Genomic DNA, 22,806 nt, shown 5'->3' with positions numbered 1-22,806 from the left:
CGATAGGTTTCTTGCCTGTATGAAACCTGCCTCAATGACTGAACCCCGGCCTTGTGCCGGGGTCTTTTTTTGTCTGATGCTCAGCTGCAATGACAGGCAAACACGTCCTGCAACAGCCGTCTTTGATCACCCGCAGGTCACATCCGCGACAACCCGCCGACAGGTGACGCCATTTGTGTCGGCGCACTGTGATTGAGCAGGTGCATACCGGTGCACGCGCGCCTATGCTGCACATGCAAACACAACAGAGATCAGGGGGCACACATGTCGCTTCAGGGAAAAACCGCCGTCATTACCGGATCGAACTCAGGCATCGGTCTGGGCATCGCGCATGAGATGGCCCGCGCTGGGGCCTCGGTGGTGATCAACTCCTTCACCGACCGGGATGAGGATCACGACCTTGCCAAGAGCATCGCCAAGGAACACGGCGTCGAGGTCCGCTATATTCAGGCCGACATGTCCAAAGGCGATGAGGCGCGCGCGCTGATCGAAAAGGCCGGTGCCTGCGATATCCTGATCAACAACGCGGGCATCCAGCATGTCGCGCCGATTGACGAATTCCCGGTCGCGAAATGGGATGCGATCATCGCCATCAACCTCAATTCGGCCTTCCACACCACCGCCGCCGCGCTGCCGATGATGCGCAAGGCGGGCTGGGGCCGGGTGGTCAACATCGCCTCGGCGCATGGGCTGACCGCCTCGCCCTACAAGAGCGCCTATATCGCCGCCAAACACGGCATCGTCGGCATGACCAAGGCCGTGGCGCTGGAAACGGCGGAGGAGCCGATCACCGCCAATGCCATCTGTCCGGGCTATGTTCTGACCCCGCTGGTCGAGGCGCAGATCCCCGACACGATGAAGGAATACGGCATGGACCGCGAAACGGTGATCCGTGAGGTCATGCTGAAACGCCAGCCGTCCAAAGAGTTCGCCACGGTCGAGCAGATGGGCGGCACGGCGGTGTTCCTGTGTTCCGACGCGGCGGCGCAGATCACCGGCACCACGATCAGCGTGGACGGCGGCTGGACCGCACTTTGATCTGAAACGGGCAGGGGGATGGGGCGCATGGTCCATCCCTCGCGGTTCGCAGGCCGGAATTTCTATAGCCCGGAAACACACCAGAAACACAGTGGAGCGCGCGATGGCAAAACCGGTCAGGATCAATCTCGCCCTTCAGGGCGGCGGTGCGCATGGCGCGTTCACTTGGGGCGTGCTGGACCGGCTGCTGGAAGCGCCGGAGATAGAGATCGCCGCGATCTCTGGCACCTCAGCGGGGGCGCTCAACGGGGCTGCGGTCAAGGCGGGGCTGCTGAGTGGCGGCGCAACGGCCGCAAAGGACAACCTTGACTGGGTCTGGGAACAGATCGGCGCGCTCAAGGATGAGGCGCTGCCGGACTGGATGCAGGCATGGCTTCCGCAGCCCGGCCTGATCAGCAAGAGCCTGGAATATTCGCTGCCATACAGTGTCGGCGACGCGATGACGCGCATGGTGTCGCCCTATGCCTGGGGGCCGCTCTATCGCAACCCGTTGGAACGGATTGTCGAGCGGCTGGATTTCGGCAAGGTCTGCGCCCACAGCGAGCCGGAGTTTTTTGTCTGTGCCACGCAGGTCCGGGACGGCAAGATCCGCGTCTTCAAGGGAGAGGCGATCACCACGCAGGCGATCCTTGCCTCGGCCTGTCTGCCGACGATGTTTCAGGCGGTCGAGCTTGAAGACCCGCTCACCGGCAATATCGAACCGTTCTGGGATGGCGGCTATACCGGCAATCCGGCGCTGTTTCCGTTCTTTGCGCCGCATCTGCCCGACGATGTGGTGGTGGTGAACATCAACCCTCTGCTGCGGGACAAGACCCCCGTCAGCCCGCCGGAGATCCAGAACAGGATCAATGAGATCAGCTTTAACTCCGCCTTGCTGCGGGACCTGCGGGCGATCGAATTTGTCCAGCGCCTGCTGCACAGCGGGGCCTTGCAGCCGGGCAGCATGAAGGATGTGCGCGTCCATATGATCGCCGACGATGCGCTGATGAATTCGCTGTCGGTGGCCACGAAATCGGTGCCGGTGCCCACGGTGATCGCCCAGCTGAAAGACGCGGGGCGGCGGGCGGCGGGGCGGTTTCTGGAGCATCATCTGAGCGATCTTGGGGCGCGTCAGACAGCGGACCTGCGGGCCATGTTCAATTGAACCCCCATGCCCGCTGTCCACGCGTGGACAGACAGCCGCCTGAATGAAATCAAGGGCTTCCAGAGACGAATTCACGTTTCGTTAGGAAATGGACGCTTAAGACGCCTGTCTGAACTGCGCCTCAAGCGCCTGTTTGGCGTCCTGCCCGTTGGGGTAGACCAGCCCGGCAGAAATCACCAGCTTGGCCGCATCCTCCAGCGACATCTCCAGTTCGATCACGTCTTCCTTGGGCAGGAACAACAGGAACCCCGAGGTCGGGTTGGGCGTGGTCGGAATGAAGATCGACATCAGCTCGCCCTCTGGCAACACCTTTTTCGCCACCTCGCCCTTGGCCTGAGTCGAGATGAACCCGATGACCCATATACCCTGACGCGGGTATTCGATCAGGCAGGCCTTTTCAAAGCTGCGCTCACTTTGCGCAAAGATCGTTTCGGCCAGTTGCTTGAGTCCGGAATAGATCGAGCGGACAACGGGGGTGCGTTGCACAAGGCTTTCGGCGAAGGTGATCATCGAGCGGCCAATCAGCCCCTTGGCGATCCAGCCCACCAGCACGGTGAAGATCAGGAAGACCACAACGCCCAGACCGCGCACGTTGACCTCTATCCGGCCATCGTTGTTGCGGTCCAGCAGGTCAAACAGCCAAGGCACACGCGGCCCGTCCGGCCCGGTCATCCAGCGGTTGAGCAGCGCGTTGGGCTGATAGGAATCGGGCACAAAGGGCCAGACAAAGCCATCGACCCAGCCGACAACCGTCCAGATCAGCCAGACGGTCAGGCCAACCGGTGCGATCACCACGATCCCGGTCAGGAACGAATTGCGCAGCCGCGTCAGCAGCCCCGCGCGTTTCGGAGAGGAAGTCGAGTCAAATGGCGTTGTCATCGCAGGTCCCGGGACGATCCGTATCAAGGTAGGGGGATCGCGCCCGGTCTACAATGGGCGGAAGCGCAATCCGGGTGATCAGGCGGGCAGGCTGCTCAATTCCAGCGCAATTGCCGCAGCCAGACGGGCATTGTTCAGAACCAGCGCGATATTCGCCTCTAGCGAGCGGCCCTCGGACAATTCGTAGATGCGCTGCAACAGGTAGGGCGTCAGCGCCTTGCCGGCGATGCCGTGGGTCTGCGCGTCGCGGGTGGCCTCGGCGATGATCGGGGCCAGCGTGGCGCGCGGGATCTCTGCCTCGGCGGGGATCGGGTTGGCGATAAGCTGCCCGCCGGGCAGGCCAAGACGCGCGCGCATCCGGTGCGCCTGTGCAATCTGCAAGGCGGTGTCGGCGCGCAGCGGCGCGCGCAGCCCCGCCTCACGCGACCAGAAGGCGGGCAGTTGGTCCTGCCCGTAGGCCATGACCGGCACGCCCAGCGTTTCCAGCACTTCCAGCGTCTTGGGCAGGTCGAGGATCGCCTTGGCCCCGGCGGCCACCACCGTCACGGCGGTCTGTGCCAGTTCCTGAAGGTCGGCGGAGATGTCAAAGGAGTTTTCCGCCCCGCGATGCACGCCACCAATACCGCCGGTGGCAAACACCTCTACCCCGGCCAGCTTTGCCGCGATCATCGTCGCGGCGACCGTGGTCGACCCGGTGCCGCCCCGCGCCATGCAGACCGCCATATCGGCGCGCGACAGCTTGGCCACCTGTTTGGCCTGCGCAAGCTGTTCCAACTGGTCGTCCTCAAGCCCGACATGCAGGGTGCCGTCCAGCACGGCAATTGTCGCCGGGGTGGCCCCGGCGTCGCGGATCGTCGCCTCGACCCGGCGGGCAACCTCAAGGTTTTGCGGCCAGGGCATGCCGTGGGTGACGATGGTGCTTTCCAGCGCGACAACGGGGCGACCGGCGTCAAGCGCCTGAGCAACGGCGGCAGAGCGGGTGAACTGGGTCATGGGGAAACATCTCCGGATACATAGGTGGCGGCGGCGTCCAGCGCGCGGCGCAGGGCCTCCGGGCGGTCATGCCCGGCGCGTTCGGCGGCGATATGCGCCGCCATAAAGGTGTCGCCCGCGCCGGTGATGCGGGTCACGGTGACGGCGGGCGGGGTTTGCGTGACGGTCTGCGCGGCGCAGGCATCGCAGCAGGTGTTGCCGCCATGGGTCACAAGGGCGCGCGATGCGCCCCGCGCCACCAAGGCGGCGGCGGCCTGTGCGGCGCTGGTGAACGGCTCTGCGCAGAGCAGGCAGGCCTCTTCGAGGTTGACATACAGCGTGCCGCGACCGGCGCCCAGAAAGGGGTTCAGCCGCGTTGCCTTGCCCGGACTGGCGGGGGCGATGCGCAGGTCGGCCATCGCAAAGGCGGGATGGGCGGCCATCTCTGTCAGCAGCGCCTCTGTCAGGTTGCCGTCCAGCGCGATCAGCCCGGTATAGGGTCTGTCCGCGCTACCCAGCGGCCCCGCGATCAGCGGCGACAGAATACGCGCGCCCGCCGCCTCCAGCGAATGGGCATCGGCGATGGCGGCGACCAGACCGCCCGGTGCCTCGATCGCCATGTAACGGTCGGTGGGCAGATCGTCGGCAAAGGTCAGGTGGCTGGTGTCCAGACCCAGACGGCGGCATTCCTGCGCCAGTTCCGCGCCCTCGGCATCGCGGCCCACCACCGACAGCAGCGCGGGCCGCATCCCCAGACCCGCCAGCGTCATGGCGATGTTCAGCGCCACGCCACCGGGCACGCGGGTGATGCGGCCGGGTTTGTCATTGCCTTGCAGCATGGGGTCTGCGCACCGGCCGATCACGTCCCAGAGGACGGAGCCGATGCAAAGGATATCCGGGTCATGCGGTGTCATACTGCGTGGTTTTCGCGCGAAGGGCAGGCCGGTGCAAGCCGCATCCGACCTGTCATCGCGGCAACAGGTCGTCTTCGTCGGCGCACAGGCCCAGCCAGTCGCGAAAGTCGCGCAGCGCCGGGGGCGTCGGGCGGTCGGCGGGCCAGACGAGGTAATAGGCCCCAAGGCTGACCGGTGCCGCGTGGTGGGCGGGCCGCAGGGTGCCTGCGGCGCGCTCTGCCACGCTGAGGTAATCGGGCAGCAGCGCCACGCCAAGGCCGTGCAGCGCCGCCTGAAGGATCGCGGTGAACTGGTCGAAGCTGGCACCGGGCAGCGGTCCGGGGGACAGGCCCTGCGCCGCGAACCAGCCCGCCCAAGCCTCTGGCCGGGTCTGGATGTGCAGCAGCGGCAGACGGCGCAGCGCCTCCAGCGGCAGCGGCCCGTCGGGCAGCAATGTAGGCGCGGCCAGCGGTTGCACGGTCTCTGTCATCAGCTTCAGGTGATGGGTGTCGGGCCAGTCGGGCGTTCCGAAATGGAGTGCGGCATCAAAGGGTTCGGTGGCAAAGCTGAAGGGGCGCAGGCGGGTGGTCATGTTCACCGTCACTTGCGGATGGCGGCGGGTGAAATCCGGCAGGCGCGGCACCAGCCAGCGCATGCCAAAGCTGGGCAGGATCGCAAGGTTGAGCGCGCCGCCCGTCGGGTCCAGCCGCAGCGCCATCGCCGCCTCTGTCAGCCGGTCCAGCGTTTCGCGCACCGCCCCGGCAAAGACACGCGCCTGAGGAGTCAGCCGCAAGGCCCTGTTTCCACGCCGGAAAAGCGATGCGCCCAGTTGCTCCTCAAGGGTCTTGAGTTGCCGCGAGACGGCGCTTTGCGTCAGGTTCAATTCCTGCGCGACGGCAGTGGCGCTGCCCAGACGGTCCAGCGCCTCTAGCGCGCGCAAGGCGGGCAGGGAGGGCAGATGCATTCCGATTCCTCATGTATTCCTGCAATAATGTCGTTTTTTCATTCCGCCCGCGCAAGCTATACTGCCCACAACAGGACATGAGGAGCCCAGCATGAATGAGATGACCGACCCCAAACCGACCCTGAAACCCAAGGACGCGCCGGATCTGGCCGGGTTCGACTGGCAGGACCCGTTCCGGCTGACGGATCAGCTGTCGGACGAAGAGCGCATGCTGGCCGAAGGCGCGCGCAGCTTTGCGCAGGAGAAACTGGCGCCGCGCATCATTGATGCCTTTGCGCAGGAAACCGTCGATCCCGGCATCTTTGCCGAGATGGGCGAGATGGGCCTGCTGGGCATCACCGTGCCCGAGGAATACGGCGGGCTGGGCAGTTCCTACGTGTCCTACGGCCTTGTCGCGCGGGAAATCGAGCGGGTGGATTCCGGCTACCGGTCGATGATGTCGGTGCAGTCCAGCCTTGTGATGTACCCGATCTATGCCTACGGCTCCGAGGAGCAACGCAAGAAATACCTGCCGAAACTGGCCAGCGGCGAGTGGATCGGCTGCTTTGGCCTCACCGAACCGGACGCCGGCAGCGATCCGGGCAGCATGAAGACCCGCGCCGAAAAGATCGACGGCGGCTATCGTCTGACCGGCTCCAAGATGTGGATTTCCAACAGCCCGATCGCGGATGTCTTTGTGATCTGGGCGAAATCCGACGCCCATGACGGCAAGATCCGGGGCTTTGTGCTGGAGAAAGGCACCAAAGGCCTGTCCGCGCCCAAGGTGGGCAACAAACTCAGCCTGCGCGCCTCTGTGACCGGCGAAGTGGTGCTGGAAGGCGTCGAAGTGGGCGAAGAGGCGTTGTTGCCGCATGTTCAAGGACTTAAAGGGCCTTTTGGATGTCTCAACCGTGCCCGTTACGGCATCAGCTGGGGCGCTCTGGGGGCGGCGGAGTTCTGCTGGCACGCGGCGCGGCAATACGGTCTGGACCGCAGGCAATTCGGCAAACCCTTGGCGCAGACGCAACTGTTCCAGAAGAAATTGGCCGACATGCAGACCGAGATTGCACTGGGGCTGCAAGGCTGCCTGCGGCTGGGCCGTCTGATGGATGAAGCCAGGGCCGCGCCCGAAATGATCTCAATCCTGAAGCGCAACAACTGCGGCAAGGCGCTGGACATCGCGCGGCTGGCGCGGGACATGCACGGCGGCAACGGCATCTCGGGTGAGTTTCAGGTGATTCGCCACATGATGAACCTTGAGACCGTGAACACCTACGAGGGCACACATGACGTGCACGCGCTGATCCTTGGCCGGGCGCAGACCGGGTTGCAGGCGTTTTTCTAGGATTGACCGTTTCGCGGAGATAACCATGCCGGGCAGGGCCACCACAGGCCCGGTCGGTGCATCCGGTCCGTCTGTCCGGTGCCGAACAACAGCAATGCAGGTGGTCTTGCCGCCTGCATTGGATCTTTTCAGGGGGATGATCCTCTTGGCGGCAAAGCCTCAAGGGTCTGAAAGCACCGGCAAACGCTTATTGGGGGGCGTGCGTCATGCGGCGTATAAAGTACCGATAATCAGTATTATGTAAATAAGTTAGTGGCCAGACGCCCCCCGGACGCAGGTTTTCCGACCTCAGTGCGCAAATGTCGACAGATCTGAGATTCGGCTGCGCTGCGCCGGGTTACCCCAAAATCCGCGTGCATTGATGGCGCGCAGGTATCTCTGGGGTTGTATGGTGCCGAAGCGCCTGAAAAGAAGCAGGAAATACGCGCCATTTAGCGACCCGAGCGCAACGATTGACAGCAGAACCGGCCGGAGCCTAGCGGGACACTGGACAGGCCCGCCCCGCAGACCGTACCAAACAGACAAACCCTGGAGACGCGCATGACCTCGATCCTTGTTCTGAATGGCCCCAATCTCAACCTGCTGGGCACGCGCCAGCCGGAGATTTACGGCCACACCACCCTCGCCGATGTCGAAGAGATGTGTGTCGCCCATGGCAAGACGCGCGGTGTGGATGTGACCTGTGCGCAGTCCAACCACGAGGGCGCGTTGGTGACATATATCCACGAGGCGCGCGGCAAACACGCGGGCATCGTGCTGAACGCCGGGGCCTATACGCACACCTCGATTGCGCTGATGGACGCCATCAAGGGCGCGGAAATGCCAACGGTGGAACTGCACCTGTCGAACGTTCATGCCCGCGAGAGTTTTCGCCACACCTCGTATATCGCGCCCGTGGCCATCGGCGTCATAGCGGGATTCGGCGCAAACGGGTATAAACTGGCCATTGACGCCATGCTGGGCTTTCTGGAGACGCGGTCATGACCCCCGAGCTGAGAGATTACCTGATCGAACTGACCAATGCCCATGACGTGCAGGAACTGTGGGAAAAGCACTGTGCACGGATGGACAGCTATGGCTTCGATCGGCTGATCTACGGCTTTACGCGTTTCATGACGGCGACCAGCTTTGGCGATCCGAACGATTTTATCGTGCTGACCAACCACACGCCCGCCTACCGCAAGGGCTTTGTCGAGGACGGGCTGTATCGGTACGCGCCAATGGTCCGCTGGGCGCTGGAGAACGAAGGCCACTGTAGCTGGCGCGTGATGGCCGAGCAGATCAACAAGGGCACGCTGGACGACAAGGCGGCCAAGGTTGTCGCCTTCAACCTGCAACACAAGGTCCACGCGGGTTATACGATCAGCTTTCAGTCGGTGTCGCACCGCGCCAAGGGGGCGATCTCACTGACCACGCGGCCGGAACTGAATCAAGATGAGGCCGATGCGATCTGGGCAAAGCACGGGCAGGACATCATCCTGCTGAACAATCTGGTGCATCTCAAGATCATGACCCTGCCGCTGCCGCTGGCCGGACAGAACCTGACTCCACGCCAGCGCGAGGCGCTGGAATGGGTCGGTGACGGCAAGACGATGCAGGATATCGCGACGATCATGGGGCTGACGCAGGCCACCATCGAAAAGCACCTGCGCCTTGCACGTGAAACGCTGAACGTCGAGACAACGGCGCAGGCCGTGGCCAAAGCGGCGTTTCACAACCAAATGTATATCCTCGCAGCACAATAGGCGGTCGCTGACCACGCCGTCGGCACCACTGGGCAGGCTCTGGGGTAATCCCTTGACACAATGGGGAATTATCCGGCGTCTTTGCGTGATTTTTGCGTGACTCTGGGCAGTTTACTCTTTGGTCAGGAAATCCGTACTTCCTTTACCATAGGTTAATTGCGATTGTTCACTTGTTCCGTGAGTGGTGGCTTTGGCCATGGAACGAAGGGGCCGCAACCCGCGAATTTCCGGGCCATGTGGCTCTACCGGCGTCAGCCGGACGCTGGTTCGACGGGGCAATTACCGCTTCCGTCGGCCAGCACCTTTTCGGGGTCCCTGGATCTCATCCCCAATGTCTCACCGGGGGCCCCGAATTCAATTCCTGCGCCCTGCCCTGTCCGTTGCGCGTGTTGGCTCTGTCGTGTTGGGCCTGTCGTGTATGCCTGTGTTGCCGGGTCCGGGGTCCGGTCTGCTCCAGAGGTGGTTCAGGCAGCATGATGGGCCACGGCCCGTCCCGCAACCCTGCATTGCCGGAACCGGCACTTTCCGGCGGGAGATTGCCTAGAGCTTGTGAATTGCGCCTCTGCCGGACGCAAATGCGCCCCGGACGAGGGTCCGGGGCGCATTTGGTTTTCACGGATCAGGCTGATTGCAGCCTAAGGCTTAGCCCTGTGCAGCCTTGGCCACTTCGGCGGCAAAGTCCTCTTGGACCTTTTCGATGCCTTCGCCGACCTGCATGCGGACAAAGCCGACAACCTCTGCGCCCGCGTCCTTGGCGGCCTGCTCGACGGTCTTGTCGGTGTCCAGCGCGAACTGCTGGCCCATCAGGGTCACTTCGGCCATGAATTTCTTCATCCGGCCAACGATCATCTTTTCGATCACCGCGTCGGGCTTGCCCGATTCCTTGGCGATGTCGATCTGGACCTGCTTTTCCTTCTCGACCACGGCGGGATCAAGCGAGGCTTCGTTCAGGGCCGCCGGGTTCATGGCGGCGATGTGCATGCCGACCTGCTTGCCGAACTCTTCGGTGCCGCCCTTCAGCGCGACCAGAACGCCGATCTGGCCCATGCCATCGGTGGCCGCGTTGTGGACATAGGCCGCCACAACGTCACCCTCGACCATGGCCATGCGGCGCAGGGACATGTTCTCGCCGATGGTGGCGATCTTGTCGGTGATCACGTCGGAGACCGTCTTGCCGCCCATGTCGGCCGCCTTGAGCGCCTCGACGTCCGAAACGGTCAGCGCGACGTCGGCAATACCGGCAACCATCTTCTGGAAGTCGGCGTTCTTGGCGACAAAGTCGGTTTCCGAGTTCACTTCGACAGCGACACCCTTGCCGCCTTTGACCTGAACGGCCACGAGGCCCTCGGCCGCGGTACGGCCGGATTTCTTGGCCGCCTTGGCCAGACCCTTGGTGCGCAGCCAGTCAATGGCCGCTTCCATGTCGCCGTCGGTTTCCACCAGCGCCTTTTTGGCATCCATCATGCCTGCGCCAGTCATTTCGCGCAGTTCTTTAACCTGTGCAGCAGTGATCGCCATGGTTGGCTCTCCTCATCGTCTCATTGCAGGAGGTCGGGTGGCCGCCGCGGATCTGAAACCCGCAGCTTTGGCCACCCCTCATGTCATGGGCCTGTATCGCTTTTGCGACACCGCCCGCGAAGGCAATCAGCCTTCGGCCTTTTCACCGGCCTCAACCAGCGTCTCTTCGACAGGCGCATCTTCAAGCGCGCCAAGGTCGATGCCAGCGGCCTCCATCTGGCCGGTCATGCCGTCCAGCGCAGCGCGGCTGACCAGATCGCAGTACAGCGCGATGGCGCGTGCCGCGTCGTCGTTGCCGGGGATGATGTAGTCGATGCCAGCGGGCGAGCAGTTGGTGTCGACGATGGCGACAACCGGGATGCCCAGCTTGTTCGCTTCGGCCACGGCCAGTGCTTCTTTCTTGACGTCGATGACGAACAGCATGTCCGGCACGCCGCCCATTTCACGGATACCGCCCAGCGACGCTTGCAGCTTGGACTGGTCGCGTTCCATGTTCAGGCGCTCTTTCTTGGTGAGGCCTTCGGCGCCGTTTTCCATCTTTTCGTCGATTTCCCGCAGGCGGTTGATCGACTTGGACACGGTCTGCCAGTTGGTGAGCGTGCCGCCCAGCCAACGGTGGTTCATGTAATACTGGGCGCATTTTTCAGCGGCTTCGGCGATCGGAACAGCGGCCTGACGCTTGGTGCCGACAAACAGCACGCGGCCGTTTTTGGCAACGCACTCGCGGATCGCGTTCAGCGCCGCGTCCAGCATCGGGACGGTCTGCGTCAGGTCCATGATGTGGATGCCGTTGCGCGCGCCGTAGATGAACTCGCCCATGCGGGGGTTCCAGCGCTGCGTCTGGTGGCCAAAGTGAACGCCAGCTTCCAGCAGCTGACGCATGTTGAACTCGGGAAGAGCCATGCTTCTATCCTTTCCGGTTTATGCCTTGGCGGGGGATCAAGGCGGATGCCTCAACCGGTGGACGTCTGGGGATGTCTCCCCCAAAGCGCCCGCCCCCGCCTGCGGAGTACGTGGAGCGGCCTTTACAGCAGGTGTGGGCAGGGCGCAAGGGGGATTGCCCGCCCCCTGCCCCGGCACGCTAGATATGCGCCAGATCCGTCAGATGGGCGACATGCGCGTCAAGGGTGTGCTTACCGAACAGGGTCGACGCGCCCTCGTAGTGCTGGCAGCCGTATTCCTCTGGCGTGGTGATGTACTGGCAATAGTCATTGGCATAGCAGACGGTCAGGACGTGCGACGGACCCTGCCCGTGAGGGCCGCGAACCTGCCCCAGAGCGGCACGCAAACGACGGCCGGCCATGGTCGTCATCTCACCCGGCAGCGCCGCGATAAGGATCGGCCCCAGCCAGAACACCTGTTTGGGCGGGCACTCGGGTGAGAGGCGACGGGTGAGGATCGCAACGGGTTTGGGTGCCTGCCCCACAACATAGTCCGACCCGGCAGAGATCGCGTCCGAATCCATGTCGAACTTCATCTTGAGCAAGCCCACGATCGTCCCGGTCAGTGCATTCGACGCCGGGCCGGTCATCTGACTAATGTCCTTTTTCGGCGTGCGCGACGACACCTCCATCATAAGCGCCCAGAGCCCGCGCTCTGTGAGGTTCGCATTCTGCGCAGTGATACCTTCGCGCAGCCCGAGCGGCCCCGGCCCATCCATCACTGCGCCCGCGAGGGTCGACAGGCCCACAGCGCCGCGCCAGGTGCGTTTGTCGCCGTCCTGCCAGTTGGTCATGTCTGGCGTGCCGTAGGCTGCGTGGACTTTTCCCTCCACGGTCGTGGGATAAGACGACAGGTGTGTCTTGCTTTCGGGCGCCCCATGCGCGGCGGCAAAGGCATTGCCGATCTCGTCCGCCAGCGCGATAAGGCCGTCCTCCTCGGTCTGGGGTGGCGCAGGGTTGTCGGCGAACAAGCCCTTGAACCAGTCGATCGCCTCTTCGCCCCAATGCGCAGCCTGCGCAATCGGGTTGTGCGGCACGCGCTTGTGCTTTTGGACATAGCCATCGCCGCTGGCCTTCATGTTCGGGGAAATATCGCCGCAGCAACCATTCAGGACACCGGCCACAAAGGGCGCCGCGCCAGCCAGTTTCCCGTTTGCAACGAAGCCCTCAAGGCGGTTCGCGACATGGCCGGGAATGTCGCCGCTCAGCTTGTGGTTATCGGGCCCGAGCGCGGTGCCATGAACGGCAAGGAAGTTCAGCGATCCGATCAGCGCGCCAGTGTCGGTTTCCCGAAACAGCAGCGTGGCAAAGTCCTTTTCCACGGCTGACCTGTAGCGGTTCCGTTCCACCTCGGGGTTGGCCTTGTAGGCGTCAAGCGACCTGTTGCCGAACCATGCACCACTGGCGGCATCCCCCTTGTCCGCGATGTCCCGGATCTCGATCCGGGCGGCGCGTCGGGTCTGGTCGGCCGTCTGCAAGGCGTTGTACATCGCCAGCGCAATCTCATCGACAACCGCCTGCGAATATCCGCCCGACAGCTGAGCATAAAGCCGGTGATCGGTGATCCCGGATGGCCCGCTGTGGGTATGCGTGCCCGCCACCATGAGGTGATCGTCCGGCAAGCGCGCACCCAGATCCGTCTCCCTGAGCCGCTTGAGCAGCGCCGTGCGGATATTCTGGGTCCCGGACCAGATGTCGGCCACCACAAGCGCGATCATGGTGCCATCGGATTCGATCACAAATGCGCGGGCGGCCACCAAGCTGTTCAGGCTTTCCGCGATCTGCTTTTCATCGTTGAAACCCATGAGCGGGCGCTTGAGAAAGCGTTTGGAGTCGGTCTCGGCCTTTCCGGCCCCGATAACAAATTCGCCCAACCCGCGACCCCCCAATGATGATTTCTCTCATAAGGTTAGTCGGATCGGGCCATTGATGTCCAATCATTCCACTTTCAGGGGCGCCACTCGACGGTCGGATTACAGAAAGACCCGCTCCACAAACCAGTAGGCACCGACGCAGGCGATGGCCAGCGAGGCCGGAACGGCGACGAAGTGGCGGTAGGCGCGCACGTCGCTGACAAAGGTGGCCGAAAGCAGGCATAGCAGGCACAGCGCCGCCAGCGGCCACAGGAACACCGGCGCGCCCGCGCCCATGACGGCGGTGAACCCCGGCCCGTTCAGCACAAAGCCAAAGCCGACAAAGGCCAGCGCAAGGATGCCGTAGACCACCTGCCCGGTGCGCAGATCGGTGCGCCCCGCGTCGACCCGCTGCGCGAGGAACACCAGCAGAAAGGCGATGGCGATCACCGTCAACTGGCCCAGTTCGACGCCGACGTTGAAGCCGATCAGCGCCGGGATGAACTGATCCGCAGGCAGGCCGAATTCCCCCAGAACAGAGGCAAAGCCCAACCCGTGCAGCAGACCAAAGACAAAGATCACCGCAGGTCGCCAGCGGTGCAGCTTGTCCGAGACGATGTTTTCGACCGCCACATAGACGATGGAGGCGGCGATGATCGGCTCCACGATGCTGCCGGGAATATTGACATATCCCAGCGCGCCAAGCGCCAGCGTGACCGTATGGGCCAGCGTAAAGGCCGAGATCTGCCAGAGCAGCGGACCCAGCCGGGTGGACAGAAAGAACAGCCCCAGCACAAACAGGATATGGTCCAGACCCATCGGCAGGATATGCTCGAATCCGACCGGGATGTAGTAACCGAACGTCCCGATACCCGACAGTGCGTCGCCGCCTGCGATGGCGATGGGATCGGAGGTGCCACCGGTCAGATAGCCGGTAAAGCCGTCCTCGACATCGATCTGACGCAGGATCAGGGTGCCATAATCCGAGGGCCATGTGACGGTCAGGGCCTGTGCGCCGCCGGGCAGGTCGCCGCTCAGGAACAGGCGGGCTTCGCGCGGCAGGTCGATCTGCGGCACGTCGTCGACCTCGATCCCGGTGACGGCCAGCGGCACGCCGGTGCCGTCCGCCGCAACGCCAATCCGGGTCAGCACGCCGTCCATGGCGGTCTCGATCTCGGCCTTCAGCGCCGCCGGGTCCAGCGCGCGCAGCCGGTCCACGGCCTCGGCCCGGTCGGTGTCGTTGGTGTCCTCGACGCCCTCCAGATCGACGCCTGCAAGCACCGGCTCCATGCTCAGACGCAGGACCAGCGAGACCGCGCCGTCCTTGGTGGACAGATCGCCGATGGCGGGTCGGACCTCATGGGCAGAGACAGCGGTGACGGATATGAGCAAAGCGAAAAACGCGACAAGACAACGAAACATGAGACCCCCGTGAGCATAATCCCGGATCAAAATGACGCAGTCGCGGCAGAGTTCAAGCGATTGCAGGCCAGACCGCACAAGAAACCGAAAAAAAGGCCGCGCCAGTGGGCCTTGGCGCGGCCTGTGTCATGGGATCGGGACAGAAACCACCGTCACCCCAGCGCGTAGCCCGCGCCGCGTACCGTGCGCAGCGGGTCGGTGCCGCCGTGCTGGCACAGCGCCTTGCGCAGCCGCCCGATGTGGACGTCCACGGTGCGGGTATCGACATAGATGTCGCGGCCCCAGACCCGGTCCAGCAATTGCTCACGCGACCAGACCCGGCCCGGCTTTTCCATGAAGGTGGTCAGCAGGCGAAATTCGGTCGGGCCCAGTTTCAGCGGCTTGTCGTTGCGGGTGACGCGGTGGGTTTCGGAATCCAGCATGATGTCCTCATACTCCAGCCGCAAACCCGCCGCCGCGGGCCGTGCCCGGCGCAGTTGCGCGCGGACGCGGGCCATCAGTTCGATCACCGAATAGGGTTTGACCACATAGTCGTCCGCCCCGGTTTCAAGGCCGCGCACCCGGTCCACCTCTTCCGAGCGGGCCGAGAGCATGATGATCGGCACGTTGCGGGTGTCCGGTCGGGTCTTGATCTGGCGGCAGACCTCGATCCCCGAGACATTGGGCAACATCCAGTCCAGAACGATGATGTCCGGGTTTTCCTCTTCGATCAGGACAAGCGCCTCTTCACCGTTTTCGGCACGTGCAACGCGAAACCCCTCTGCTTCGAGATTGTAGGTCAGCACCTCTCGCTGGGCGGCCTCATCCTCGACCACCAGAACCGTTGGCTGATCTGCGGGCATATGTTCAGTCCTCACTGTCCCCGTCGTCGTCCAGCACATCCAGAGACAGGCTGGCATCGGTCGAGGTGCGGTCATCCTTGATGCGAATATCCTCGGGCTTGCGCCCGGATGTCAGGAACACGACCTGTTCCGCAATCGAGGTCACATGGTCGCCCATGCGTTCGATGTTCTTGGCGATGAAATGCAGGTGCATGCAGGCGGTGATGTTGCGCGGGTCCTCCAGCATAAAGGTCAGGAACTCGCGGAACAGCGTGTTGTACATCTGATCGACGTCGCGGTCGCGTTCGATCACGTCCAGCGCCTTGGCCTCGTCACGCTGGATGTAGGAATCCAGCGCGTCCTTAAGCATCAGTTCGACCTCGCGCGCCATCCGGCGCAGCGATTGCGAAGTGCCGCCGATCTGCTGCATCTGCACCAGAACCGTGGTGCGCTTGGCCATGTTCTTGGACAGATCGCCGATCCGTTCAAGGTTGGCCGACATGCGCATCACCGACAGGACAATCCGCAGGTCCGAGGCGGTGGGCGCGCGCAGGGCGATCACGCGGGCGGCCTCTTCGTTCAGGCTTTCCTCCAGCGCGTCGATGGCCGCGTCGCCACGGCGCACCTGATTGGCCAGATCCTCGTCGCGCATCTCCAGCGATTTGGCGGCGCTCATGATGGCGGCCTCGGCCAGACCGCCCATCTTCATGATCTTGGCCTGAATGCCTTCGAGATCGCGGTCAAACGCGCTGGCGATATGTTGCTTGAGCTCTTTCATTATCCGATCCGCCCTGTGATGTAGCTTTCGGTGCGGCTGTCCACCGGGTTGGTAAAGATCTTGCCGGTGTCGCCGTATTCCACCAGATGTCCAAGGTGAAAGAAGGCGGTCTTCTGGCTGACCCGCGCGGCCTGCTGCATCGAGTGGGTGACGATGACCACCGAATACTCCTGCCGCAATTCGTCGATCAGTTCCTCGACCTGACTGGTGGCGATGGGGTCCAGCGCCGAGCAGGGTTCGTCCATCAGCAGCACCTCGGGTTCGGTGGCGATGGCGCGGGCGATGCACAGGCGTTGTTGCTGACCGCCCGACAGGCCGGTGCCCGGCGCGTCCAGCCGGTCCTTGACCTCATCCCAGATGGCACCGCGGCGCAGCGACCGTTCCACGATCTCATCCAGATCGGCCTTGTTTCTGGCCAGCCCATGAATGCGCGGGCCATAGGCGATGTTGTCATAGATCGATTTCGGGAAGGGGTTCGGCTTTTGAAACACCATCCCGACCTTGGCGCGCAACTGCACCGGATCGACACGCTTGTCGTAGATGTCTTCGCCGTCGATCGAGATGTCGCCCTCGACGCGGCAGATGTCGATGGTGTCGTTCATCCGGTTCAGGCAGCGCAGGAAGGTGGATTTGCCACAGCCCGAGGGACCGATAAAGGCGGTCACGGTCTTGTCCTCGATCTCGCAGTTCACGTCCTTGATGGCCTGATTGGTGCCATAGTAGACCTGCACATTGCGGGCGCTGATCTTGATGTCCTGCTGATCCACGCGGCTCTCCGTGTTCGAAACGTCGTACATTGTGTGTTCTCCTAGTCCTGTCACCGGGCGCTTACCAGCGGCGCTCGAAGCGGCGGCGCAGAATGATGGCGATGATGTTCATGGTCAGCAGAAAGATCAGCAGGATGATGATACCGCCCCAGGCCTTTTCATAAAAGCTGGCGTCGGCGCGCGCGGCCCATGTGTAGATCTGGGCGGGCATGGCCGAGTTTGGGTCGATGAACCCGCTGATGAAGCCGTCGGGATAGCCACGGGCGACAAAGCCCACCATGCCGATCAGCAGCAACGGCGCGGTTTCCCCCAGCGCCTGCGCCAGACCGATGATGGTGCCGGTCAGGATGCCGGGCATCGCCAAGGGCAGGACGTGGTGAAAGACCGACTGCATCTTCGAGGCACCAACCCCCAGCGCCGCGTCGCGGATCGACGGCGGCACCGCCTTCAGCGAGGCGCGGGTCGAGATGATGATGGTCGGCAGCGTCATCAGTGTCAGCACCAGACCACCCACCAGCGGCGCGGACTGCGGCAGATGCGCGAACTGGATGAACACCGCCAGACCGAGGATGCCAAAGACAATCGACGGCACAGCGGCAAGGTTCGAGATATTGACCTCGACCAGATCGGTCCAGCGGTTCTGCGGGGCAAACTCCTCCAGATAGATCGAGGCGGCGACGCCGATGGGCAGCGACAGGAACAGCACCACCAGCATCATGAAGAACGATCCCGCGACCGAGGCCCCGATCCCGGCCCCGCCGGGGTTGTCCACGCCAGAGTCCGCCCCGGTGATGAAGTTCCAGTCAAAGGTCGTGGTGACGATCCCGGCCTCGGCCAGAGCATCGACCAGATCAAGGTCGGTCTTCATCAGAAAGCGGCTGTCCTGAATGCCCTCGCGGGTCACACGGCCCTTGAAATAGCCGTCCACGCGCGAGGATGCGCTGAGGCTGAAGTCGACCGGCTCTCCCAGCTTGTCGGGATTGGCGCGGTAGTATTCACGCAGCGTGCTGCCGATCTTGCCCATGATGCGCTCGATCGCGGCCTCATCGAAAGAGACCTTGATGCCCTGCCCTTCAAGGTTGGTTTGCAGCGCGGTGATGAAGTAGTTCGAATAGGCCTTGGTCTTGAACAGTTGCTTTTCGGCGGCGTCGTAGTCTTCCTGTTGCAGGGTGAACTCGACACTGACCACCGTGGTGGTGAAGGCCGGGATGCCCGACCGCAGGATCGAGACGGCCAGCACCAGCAGGAAGAACAGGCCGATGGCGATGGCCCCGATGCCATAGGCCCGGAACCGCTTTTCCGCGGCGTTGCGCTTTTTCGTGCGCGCGTCGTCGGCGACCAGCGAGATCTTCTTCCGGCGCGGGGTGGGGGTGTCCATGCTTGCGTCGGTCATTAGTCGTACTGCTCCCGATATTTGCGCACGATATACAGGGCGAAAACGTTCAGCCCCAGCGTCAGGATAAAGAGGGTCATGCCAAGGGCGAAGGCCACCAGCGCCTCTGGCGAGGCAAAGTCGCTGTCGCCGGTCAACTGGCTGACGATCTTGGCGGTCACGGTGGTCATCGCCTCGAAGGGGTTCAGGCTCAGCCGCGCGGCGGCCCCTGCCCCCAGCACCACGATCATGGTCTCGCCGATGGCGCGGCTGGCGGCCAGAAGGACGGCGCCCACGATGCCCGGCAGGGCGGCAGGCAGGATCACCTGCTTGATGGTTTCCGACTTGGTCGCGCCCAACCCGTAAGAGCCGTCACGCATCGCCTGCGGCACCGCGTTGATGATGTCGTCGGACAGCGAACTGACAAAGGGGATCAGCATGATGCCCATGGCCAGACCGGCGGTGATCACCGCGCGCTGCCCGCCCATCCATCCGGCGGCATCGGGGCCAAAGACCGTCAGCAGCATCGGGCCGATGGTCAGCAGGGCGAAGAGGCCGTAGACGATGGTCGGGATACCGGCCAGCACCTCCAGCATCGGCTTGGCAATGCTGCGCACCGTCGGAGAGGCATATTCCGACAGGTAGACGGCGGCGAACAACCCCACGGGCACCGCCACCAGCAGCGCCACGACAGAGATATAGAACGTCCCCCAGAGCAGCGGCAGAACCCCCAGACTGGATGATCCGCCCCGGCCCGAAAAGCTGGGTGCCCATTCCAGCAGGGTAAAGAAATCCCCGGCCGGATAGAGCTTGAAGAACACCCATGTGTTGCCGATCAGCGAAAAGACGATCCCGATGGTGGTCAGCACCGCGATCGAGGCGGCGGCCATCAACAGCGCCATGACGCCCTGTTCCACCACGTTGCGGGCGCGGAACGCGGCGTTGGTTTCGCGCAGCCCCCACAGACCGCCCGCGACGGCGACCAGCAGGACAAGCGCGGTCATGATCCATTTGCCGGTGCCATTCAGCGCGCGATACCGCTGCGCCGCGTGGAAAATCGGCTGGGTGATCTCGCCGGTCACAACCTGCCCCGCCTCTTTCAGGCGGGCGGTGATGTCGGTGAGATCCGCGTTGCCGCGATCCGCCATGGCTTCGGTCATGGCGCCTAAAGCCACCGCATTGTCCAGCCCGTCGGCGGTGCGGCGCACCTCGGCCAGAACCAGCCCGCGGCTGGAGCCTTCGGAAATCTGGCTGTCAGGGATCATGCCCGACACGATATTGTTGACGACGAAGGGCTGCGCGATCAGCCAGACGATCATCAGCAGCATTGCCGGAACAAGCGATTTCAGCGCCACGTTCGAGCCATAGTAGGCCGGCAGCGAGTGCAGCTCTCGTCTGTCGCCCCCGGCGCTTTGCATCGCGCGGGACCGGCCGAGGATAAATCCTACGGCCGCCAGCGCGAGCACGATCACGATGAGCCAGAAAACAGGCATATGCCCCCCGAAGTCTGTGGTTGTGAAAAGGTCCTAAAAGGAAAGGGAGGCGGCGAAATATGCCGCCTCCGATGGTCTCTGGCGTCATCAACCCGTGGACGGGTGGATTACATGCCGCCGCCCATGACGACTTCGTCCGCGACGATCTGCTGGATCTTGCCCAGCTCGGGGTCGGACACGAGGCCATAGTTGGCCAGCGGGCCGGAGGGGCCTGCCAGTTCGTCGGAGATGAAGAACTGAGCGTAGAGTTTCAGGCCGGGGATCACGCCGATGTGCGCTTTCTTGACGTAGAAATACAGCGGACGCGACACCGGGTAGTCGCCCGATGCGATGGTCTCGGTCGAGGGGGCGACACCGGCCATGGTGGCGACCTTCAGCTTGTCGGTGTTGTTCTCGTAGAACGCGAGACCGAACACGCCGATGCCGTTCACGTTGGCGTCGATGGAGGCCAGCGTTTCGGTGTAGTCGCCGTCGATGTCGACCGAACGACCATCGGTGCGGACCTCAAGGCAGGCATCTTCGGCGTCGTCTTCGGACATGCCCGCGGCGATCATGGCGTCGAATGCGCCGGTGGCCTCACAGCCGACCGCGATGACCTTTTCCTCGAACACTTCGCGGGTGCCGTGCTTGGTGCCCGGAATGAACGCGAGGATTTCGGCGTCCGGCAGATCGGCGTTGAAGTCCGACCATTTGGTATAGGGGTTGTCGACCAGCGCGCCGTCCACCATGACCTTGGGGGCCAACGCGTTGAAGATGTCCGCTTGCGTGAAGGCGGTGTAGTCCGGGCCGCCCTGCTGCGAGGCGAAGACAATGCCGTCATAGCCGATGCGGACTTCGATGATGTCGGTCACGCCGTTTTCGGCGCAGGCCTGGATCTCTTTTTCGCGGATCTTGCGCGATGCGTTCGCCACATCGGTGTGCTCTTCGCCAACGCCCTGACAGAACCGCTTGAGCCCGGCGGAGGAGCCGCCCGATTCAACGACCGGTGTCGGGAAGTCGGTGTTGTCGCCAAAGGCTTCTGCCACAATCGAGGCATAGGGCAGAACGGTCGACGATCCGGCAACCTGAATGTTGTCGCGCGCGACAGCAGAGGTGGCGGACACAGCGGCAATCGCCAGAGTGGAGGCGGTCAGTTTAGCGAATTTCATGGAAAGCTCCGTGAACCTAGGAATCGATCATCCCCACGATGACCTTGTCCCGGACCGCTAAAGGCCCGACGCTATGCTTTTGTGACGTTCATGTAACGGTTTTATGACGACTCCGGAGTTGACGTTATGTCACCCACGGATTTCACCCCTGACGGGTGCCGGGCCCCTCAATGCAACCGCGCGCCACCCAGTTGTGGGACGGACCCGATGCAACCTTATTGATTCCTCACAGAATCCCGCGCCGGATCAGGGTGCCCCCTGCCCCCCTGCCCGCCGGCCCCGGCCCCGGCCCCACCGCGCGCGTCCGACCGGGCCAAAAGATTTGCGCCCGCCGCGGCGCTGCGGCGCCGGTATGTAACATGACAAAGACCGGTGCCCCCTGACCCACGGCCAGCGGCTGTTACACCGGTGCGCTCAAGACACCCGCAGGCACGGTCATTTCACCGGCAGCGTGATGGTGAATCGGGTGCCCTGCCCCGGCTTGCTCTGTATTTTCAGCCGTCCGCGATGCCGGTTGACGATGTGTTTGACGATGGCCAGCCCCAGCCCTGTGCCCCCCAACTCGCGTGAGCGGTGGTTGTCGATGCGGTAGAACCGTTCCGTCAGGCGCGGCAGATGGATCGGGTCGATCCCCGGCCCGGTGTCCTGAATGACCAGTGTCACGGCCTGCTCACGCAGGCCCGGCGCATAGTCCGGCGGCCCCAGCCGCACCGTCACGCTGGTGCCCGCACCGCAATATTTGATCGCGTTCTCGACCAGATTGGTCAGCACTTGATGCAACTGGTCCTGATCGCCGGGGATCACCACGCGGGTGTTGGGCAGATCGTGCCGAAGCGTGACATCCGCCTCCTGAGCCAGCGGCGACAGGCCGCTGATGGTGGCAAGGATCAAGTCCCCAAGGTTCAGGCGCTCTGTCGGGCGGACACGTTCATCCGCCTCGACCCGGCTGAGGGACAGCAGGTCGCTGACCAGCCGGTTCATCCGGTGGGCCTCGGCCTCCATGATGTTCAGGAACCGCGCCTGCGCCGCCGGGTCATTGCGCGCCGGACCTTTCAGCGTTTCGATAAAGCCGATCAGCGCGGTCAGCGGCGTTTTCAGCTCGTGGCTGACGTTGGCCACAAAATCGCGCCGCATCTGGATCAGTTGTTCGGCGTGGGTCACATCCTCGAAGCTGACCAGCACCGCCGCCCCGATCGGCAGGTCTACCGGGCGCACCGCCACCCGAAAGGTGGTGTCCTGCCGTCCGTCGTTGCCCATGTAATCGGCGGCGCGCGGCGCGCGGTCCCGCAGGCTGTTCTCGATCGCGTCCAGAAGCTGTGGCTGTCGCAGGGCGGTGATGAAATGCCGCCCGACAATCCCCGAACCCAGCAGGGTCTGCGCCAGCGGGTTGGCCGCCTCGATCCGTTCATCAGAGCGGATCACCAGCGCGGGCAGCGGCACCGCGTCGACAAAGCCAGAGATAAACGCAGGCATCTCAGCGCCTCCCCGGACCGGCCACGATGCGCCCCGTCGCGGAAAAGAGATTGACGGCCAAGGACATACAGACCGGCCCCCTGCGGTCCGCAGGCCAATGCTGTGTCACCTTCATCTTATCCCCCCAAAGGACCGTTGTTGCGTCGGCTGCTTATCCCATTGGTCTGAAACGGTCGATAGGCGTGTTCCCGCCCGCCCGGACCCGCCTGCGACATAATTTATCACGATGATTGACTATCTTTGACACCGGATAGGAACTAC

General features: G+C 63.4%; 20 protein-coding genes. 5 read left to right on the top strand and 15 right to left on the bottom strand.

Annotation, left to right across the window (positions count from 1 at the left end):
* Positions 1 to 264: 264 nt before the first annotated feature.
* Positions 265 to 1,038 carry a 3-hydroxybutyrate dehydrogenase gene (locus ACN0S5_RS13085; RefSeq protein WP_417208835.1) on the top strand — a complete coding sequence of 258 codons (774 nt, stop codon included), beginning with the start codon at positions 265 to 267 and terminating at the stop codon, positions 1,036 to 1,038.
* A 103-nt stretch (positions 1,039 to 1,141) separates the two neighbouring features.
* Positions 1,142 to 2,182, top strand: a complete 1,041-nt coding sequence (locus tag ACN0S5_RS13080; protein ID WP_417208833.1) for a patatin-like phospholipase family protein — start codon at positions 1,142 to 1,144, stop codon at positions 2,180 to 2,182.
* A 96-nt stretch (positions 2,183 to 2,278) separates the two neighbouring features.
* Here ACN0S5_RS13080 and ACN0S5_RS13075 read toward each other — a convergent pair whose 3' ends face one another.
* From ACN0S5_RS13075 to ACN0S5_RS13060, 4 genes are all read right to left on the bottom strand, one after another.
* On the bottom strand, positions 2,279 to 3,061 hold the full coding sequence (locus tag ACN0S5_RS13075; RefSeq protein WP_417208830.1) for a DUF502 domain-containing protein: 783 nt from the start codon (positions 3,059 to 3,061) through the stop codon (positions 2,279 to 2,281).
* A 78-nt stretch (positions 3,062 to 3,139) separates the two neighbouring features.
* Entirely contained in the window at positions 3,140 to 4,054 is a 915-nt protein-coding gene (locus ACN0S5_RS13070) for a pseudouridine-5'-phosphate glycosidase (protein ID WP_417208827.1), read from the bottom strand.
* A complete protein-coding gene (locus tag ACN0S5_RS13065) occupies positions 4,051 to 4,947 on the bottom strand; it encodes a PfkB family carbohydrate kinase (protein ID WP_417208825.1) in 897 nt (298 codons plus the stop codon). Before ACN0S5_RS13065 ends, ACN0S5_RS13070 begins: the two co-directional genes overlap by 4 nt.
* 52 nt (positions 4,948 to 4,999) lie before the next feature.
* Positions 5,000 to 5,890: a LysR substrate-binding domain-containing protein gene (locus tag ACN0S5_RS13060; protein ID WP_417208822.1), complete on the bottom strand. Its 891-nt coding sequence runs from the start codon at positions 5,888 to 5,890 to the stop codon at positions 5,000 to 5,002.
* Between the two features lie 100 nt (positions 5,891 to 5,990).
* Between ACN0S5_RS13060 and ACN0S5_RS13055 the strand changes: the two genes are divergently transcribed.
* From ACN0S5_RS13055 to ACN0S5_RS13045, 3 genes are all read left to right on the top strand, one after another.
* On the top strand, positions 5,991 to 7,214 hold the full coding sequence (locus ACN0S5_RS13055) for an acyl-CoA dehydrogenase (protein WP_417208927.1): 1,224 nt from the start codon (positions 5,991 to 5,993) through the stop codon (positions 7,212 to 7,214).
* A 540-nt stretch (positions 7,215 to 7,754) separates the two neighbouring features.
* Positions 7,755 to 8,198, top strand: coding sequence for a type II 3-dehydroquinate dehydratase (gene aroQ / locus ACN0S5_RS13050; protein WP_417208819.1), 444 nt, complete (start codon positions 7,755 to 7,757; stop codon positions 8,196 to 8,198).
* Positions 8,195 to 8,959, top strand: coding sequence for a helix-turn-helix transcriptional regulator (locus ACN0S5_RS13045; protein WP_417208816.1), 765 nt, complete (start codon positions 8,195 to 8,197; stop codon positions 8,957 to 8,959). The genes aroQ and ACN0S5_RS13045 overlap by 4 nt, the downstream gene beginning before the upstream one ends.
* Positions 8,960 to 9,601: 642 nt before the next feature.
* Here the strand turns inward: ACN0S5_RS13045 and tsf are convergent.
* From tsf to ACN0S5_RS12990, 11 genes are all read right to left on the bottom strand, one after another.
* Complete coding sequence (gene tsf / locus ACN0S5_RS13040) at positions 9,602 to 10,477, bottom strand: translation elongation factor Ts (protein WP_417208814.1); 876 nt, start codon at positions 10,475 to 10,477, stop codon at positions 9,602 to 9,604.
* A 126-nt stretch (positions 10,478 to 10,603) separates the two neighbouring features.
* Positions 10,604 to 11,380 (bottom strand): 30S ribosomal protein S2, encoded by a 777-nt coding sequence (gene rpsB, locus ACN0S5_RS13035; RefSeq protein WP_417208813.1) that lies wholly within the window; start codon positions 11,378 to 11,380, stop codon positions 10,604 to 10,606.
* A 178-nt stretch (positions 11,381 to 11,558) separates the two neighbouring features.
* Positions 11,559 to 13,292 carry a neutral/alkaline non-lysosomal ceramidase N-terminal domain-containing protein gene (locus tag ACN0S5_RS13030; protein WP_417208811.1) on the bottom strand — a complete coding sequence of 578 codons (1,734 nt, stop codon included), beginning with the start codon at positions 13,290 to 13,292 and terminating at the stop codon, positions 11,559 to 11,561.
* 99 nt (positions 13,293 to 13,391) lie between these two features.
* Positions 13,392 to 14,693, bottom strand: coding sequence for a HupE/UreJ family protein (locus ACN0S5_RS13025; RefSeq protein WP_417208808.1), 1,302 nt, complete (start codon positions 14,691 to 14,693; stop codon positions 13,392 to 13,394).
* A 152-nt stretch (positions 14,694 to 14,845) separates the two neighbouring features.
* The gene (phoB, locus tag ACN0S5_RS13020) at positions 14,846 to 15,535 is read right to left on the bottom strand and encodes a phosphate regulon transcriptional regulator PhoB (protein WP_417208806.1); all 690 of its coding nucleotides are present in this window, start codon (positions 15,533 to 15,535) and stop codon (positions 14,846 to 14,848) included.
* Between the two features lie 4 nt (positions 15,536 to 15,539).
* Positions 15,540 to 16,292: a phosphate signaling complex protein PhoU gene (phoU, locus tag ACN0S5_RS13015; protein WP_417208804.1), complete on the bottom strand. Its 753-nt coding sequence runs from the start codon at positions 16,290 to 16,292 to the stop codon at positions 15,540 to 15,542.
* Positions 16,292 to 17,089, bottom strand: coding sequence for a phosphate ABC transporter ATP-binding protein PstB (gene pstB / locus ACN0S5_RS13010; protein ID WP_417208803.1), 798 nt, complete (start codon positions 17,087 to 17,089; stop codon positions 16,292 to 16,294). The genes phoU and pstB overlap by 1 nt, the downstream gene beginning before the upstream one ends.
* A 31-nt stretch (positions 17,090 to 17,120) precedes the next feature.
* Positions 17,121 to 18,452: a phosphate ABC transporter permease PstA gene (gene pstA / locus ACN0S5_RS13005; RefSeq protein WP_417208800.1), complete on the bottom strand. Its 1,332-nt coding sequence runs from the start codon at positions 18,450 to 18,452 to the stop codon at positions 17,121 to 17,123.
* Positions 18,452 to 19,924, bottom strand: coding sequence for a phosphate ABC transporter permease subunit PstC (gene pstC, locus ACN0S5_RS13000; RefSeq protein WP_417208798.1), 1,473 nt, complete (start codon positions 19,922 to 19,924; stop codon positions 18,452 to 18,454). The genes pstA and pstC overlap by 1 nt, the downstream gene beginning before the upstream one ends.
* Positions 19,925 to 20,031: 107 nt before the next feature.
* Positions 20,032 to 21,072, bottom strand: coding sequence for a substrate-binding domain-containing protein (locus ACN0S5_RS12995; RefSeq protein ID WP_417208796.1), 1,041 nt, complete (start codon positions 21,070 to 21,072; stop codon positions 20,032 to 20,034).
* A gap of 435 nt (positions 21,073 to 21,507) precedes the next feature.
* A complete protein-coding gene (locus ACN0S5_RS12990) occupies positions 21,508 to 22,545 on the bottom strand; it encodes a sensor histidine kinase (protein ID WP_417208794.1) in 1,038 nt (345 codons plus the stop codon).
* Positions 22,546 to 22,806 lie beyond the last annotated feature (261 nt).

The organism is Antarctobacter sp., assembly GCF_048262615.1.
GTDB lineage: Bacteria > Pseudomonadota > Alphaproteobacteria > Rhodobacterales > Rhodobacteraceae > Antarctobacter.
Note: the sequence above shows the minus strand (reverse complement) of the source record. Positions and strands in the feature narration are given on the sequence as shown.

Coding starts and splice junctions, on each gene's coding strand:
- ACN0S5_RS13080 (WP_417208833.1), top strand. CDS start 1,142: ATGGCAAAACCGGTCAGGATCAATCTCGCCCTTCAGGGCGGCGGTGCG.
- ACN0S5_RS13085 (WP_417208835.1), top strand. CDS start 265: ATGTCGCTTCAGGGAAAAACCGCCGTCATTACCGGATCGAACTCAGGC.
- pstC (WP_417208798.1), bottom strand. CDS start 19,924: ATGCCTGTTTTCTGGCTCATCGTGATCGTGCTCGCGCTGGCGGCCGTA.
- tsf (WP_417208814.1), bottom strand. CDS start 10,477: ATGGCGATCACTGCTGCACAGGTTAAAGAACTGCGCGAAATGACTGGC.
- ACN0S5_RS13045 (WP_417208816.1), top strand. CDS start 8,195: ATGACCCCCGAGCTGAGAGATTACCTGATCGAACTGACCAATGCCCAT.
- ACN0S5_RS13070 (WP_417208827.1), bottom strand. CDS start 4,054: ATGACCCAGTTCACCCGCTCTGCCGCCGTTGCTCAGGCGCTTGACGCC.
- pstB (WP_417208803.1), bottom strand. CDS start 17,089: ATGTACGACGTTTCGAACACGGAGAGCCGCGTGGATCAGCAGGACATC.
- pstA (WP_417208800.1), bottom strand. CDS start 18,452: ATGACCGACGCAAGCATGGACACCCCCACCCCGCGCCGGAAGAAGATC.
- ACN0S5_RS13060 (WP_417208822.1), bottom strand. CDS start 5,890: ATGCATCTGCCCTCCCTGCCCGCCTTGCGCGCGCTAGAGGCGCTGGAC.
- ACN0S5_RS13075 (WP_417208830.1), bottom strand. CDS start 3,061: ATGACAACGCCATTTGACTCGACTTCCTCTCCGAAACGCGCGGGGCTG.
- phoU (WP_417208804.1), bottom strand. CDS start 16,292: ATGAAAGAGCTCAAGCAACATATCGCCAGCGCGTTTGACCGCGATCTC.
- ACN0S5_RS12995 (WP_417208796.1), bottom strand. CDS start 21,072: ATGAAATTCGCTAAACTGACCGCCTCCACTCTGGCGATTGCCGCTGTG.
- phoB (WP_417208806.1), bottom strand. CDS start 15,535: ATGCCCGCAGATCAGCCAACGGTTCTGGTGGTCGAGGATGAGGCCGCC.
- rpsB (WP_417208813.1), bottom strand. CDS start 11,380: ATGGCTCTTCCCGAGTTCAACATGCGTCAGCTGCTGGAAGCTGGCGTT.
- ACN0S5_RS13025 (WP_417208808.1), bottom strand. CDS start 14,693: ATGTTTCGTTGTCTTGTCGCGTTTTTCGCTTTGCTCATATCCGTCACC.
- ACN0S5_RS13055 (WP_417208927.1), top strand. CDS start 5,991: ATGACCGACCCCAAACCGACCCTGAAACCCAAGGACGCGCCGGATCTG.
- ACN0S5_RS12990 (WP_417208794.1), bottom strand. CDS start 22,545: ATGCCTGCGTTTATCTCTGGCTTTGTCGACGCGGTGCCGCTGCCCGCG.
- aroQ (WP_417208819.1), top strand. CDS start 7,755: ATGACCTCGATCCTTGTTCTGAATGGCCCCAATCTCAACCTGCTGGGC.
- ACN0S5_RS13065 (WP_417208825.1), bottom strand. CDS start 4,947: ATGACACCGCATGACCCGGATATCCTTTGCATCGGCTCCGTCCTCTGG.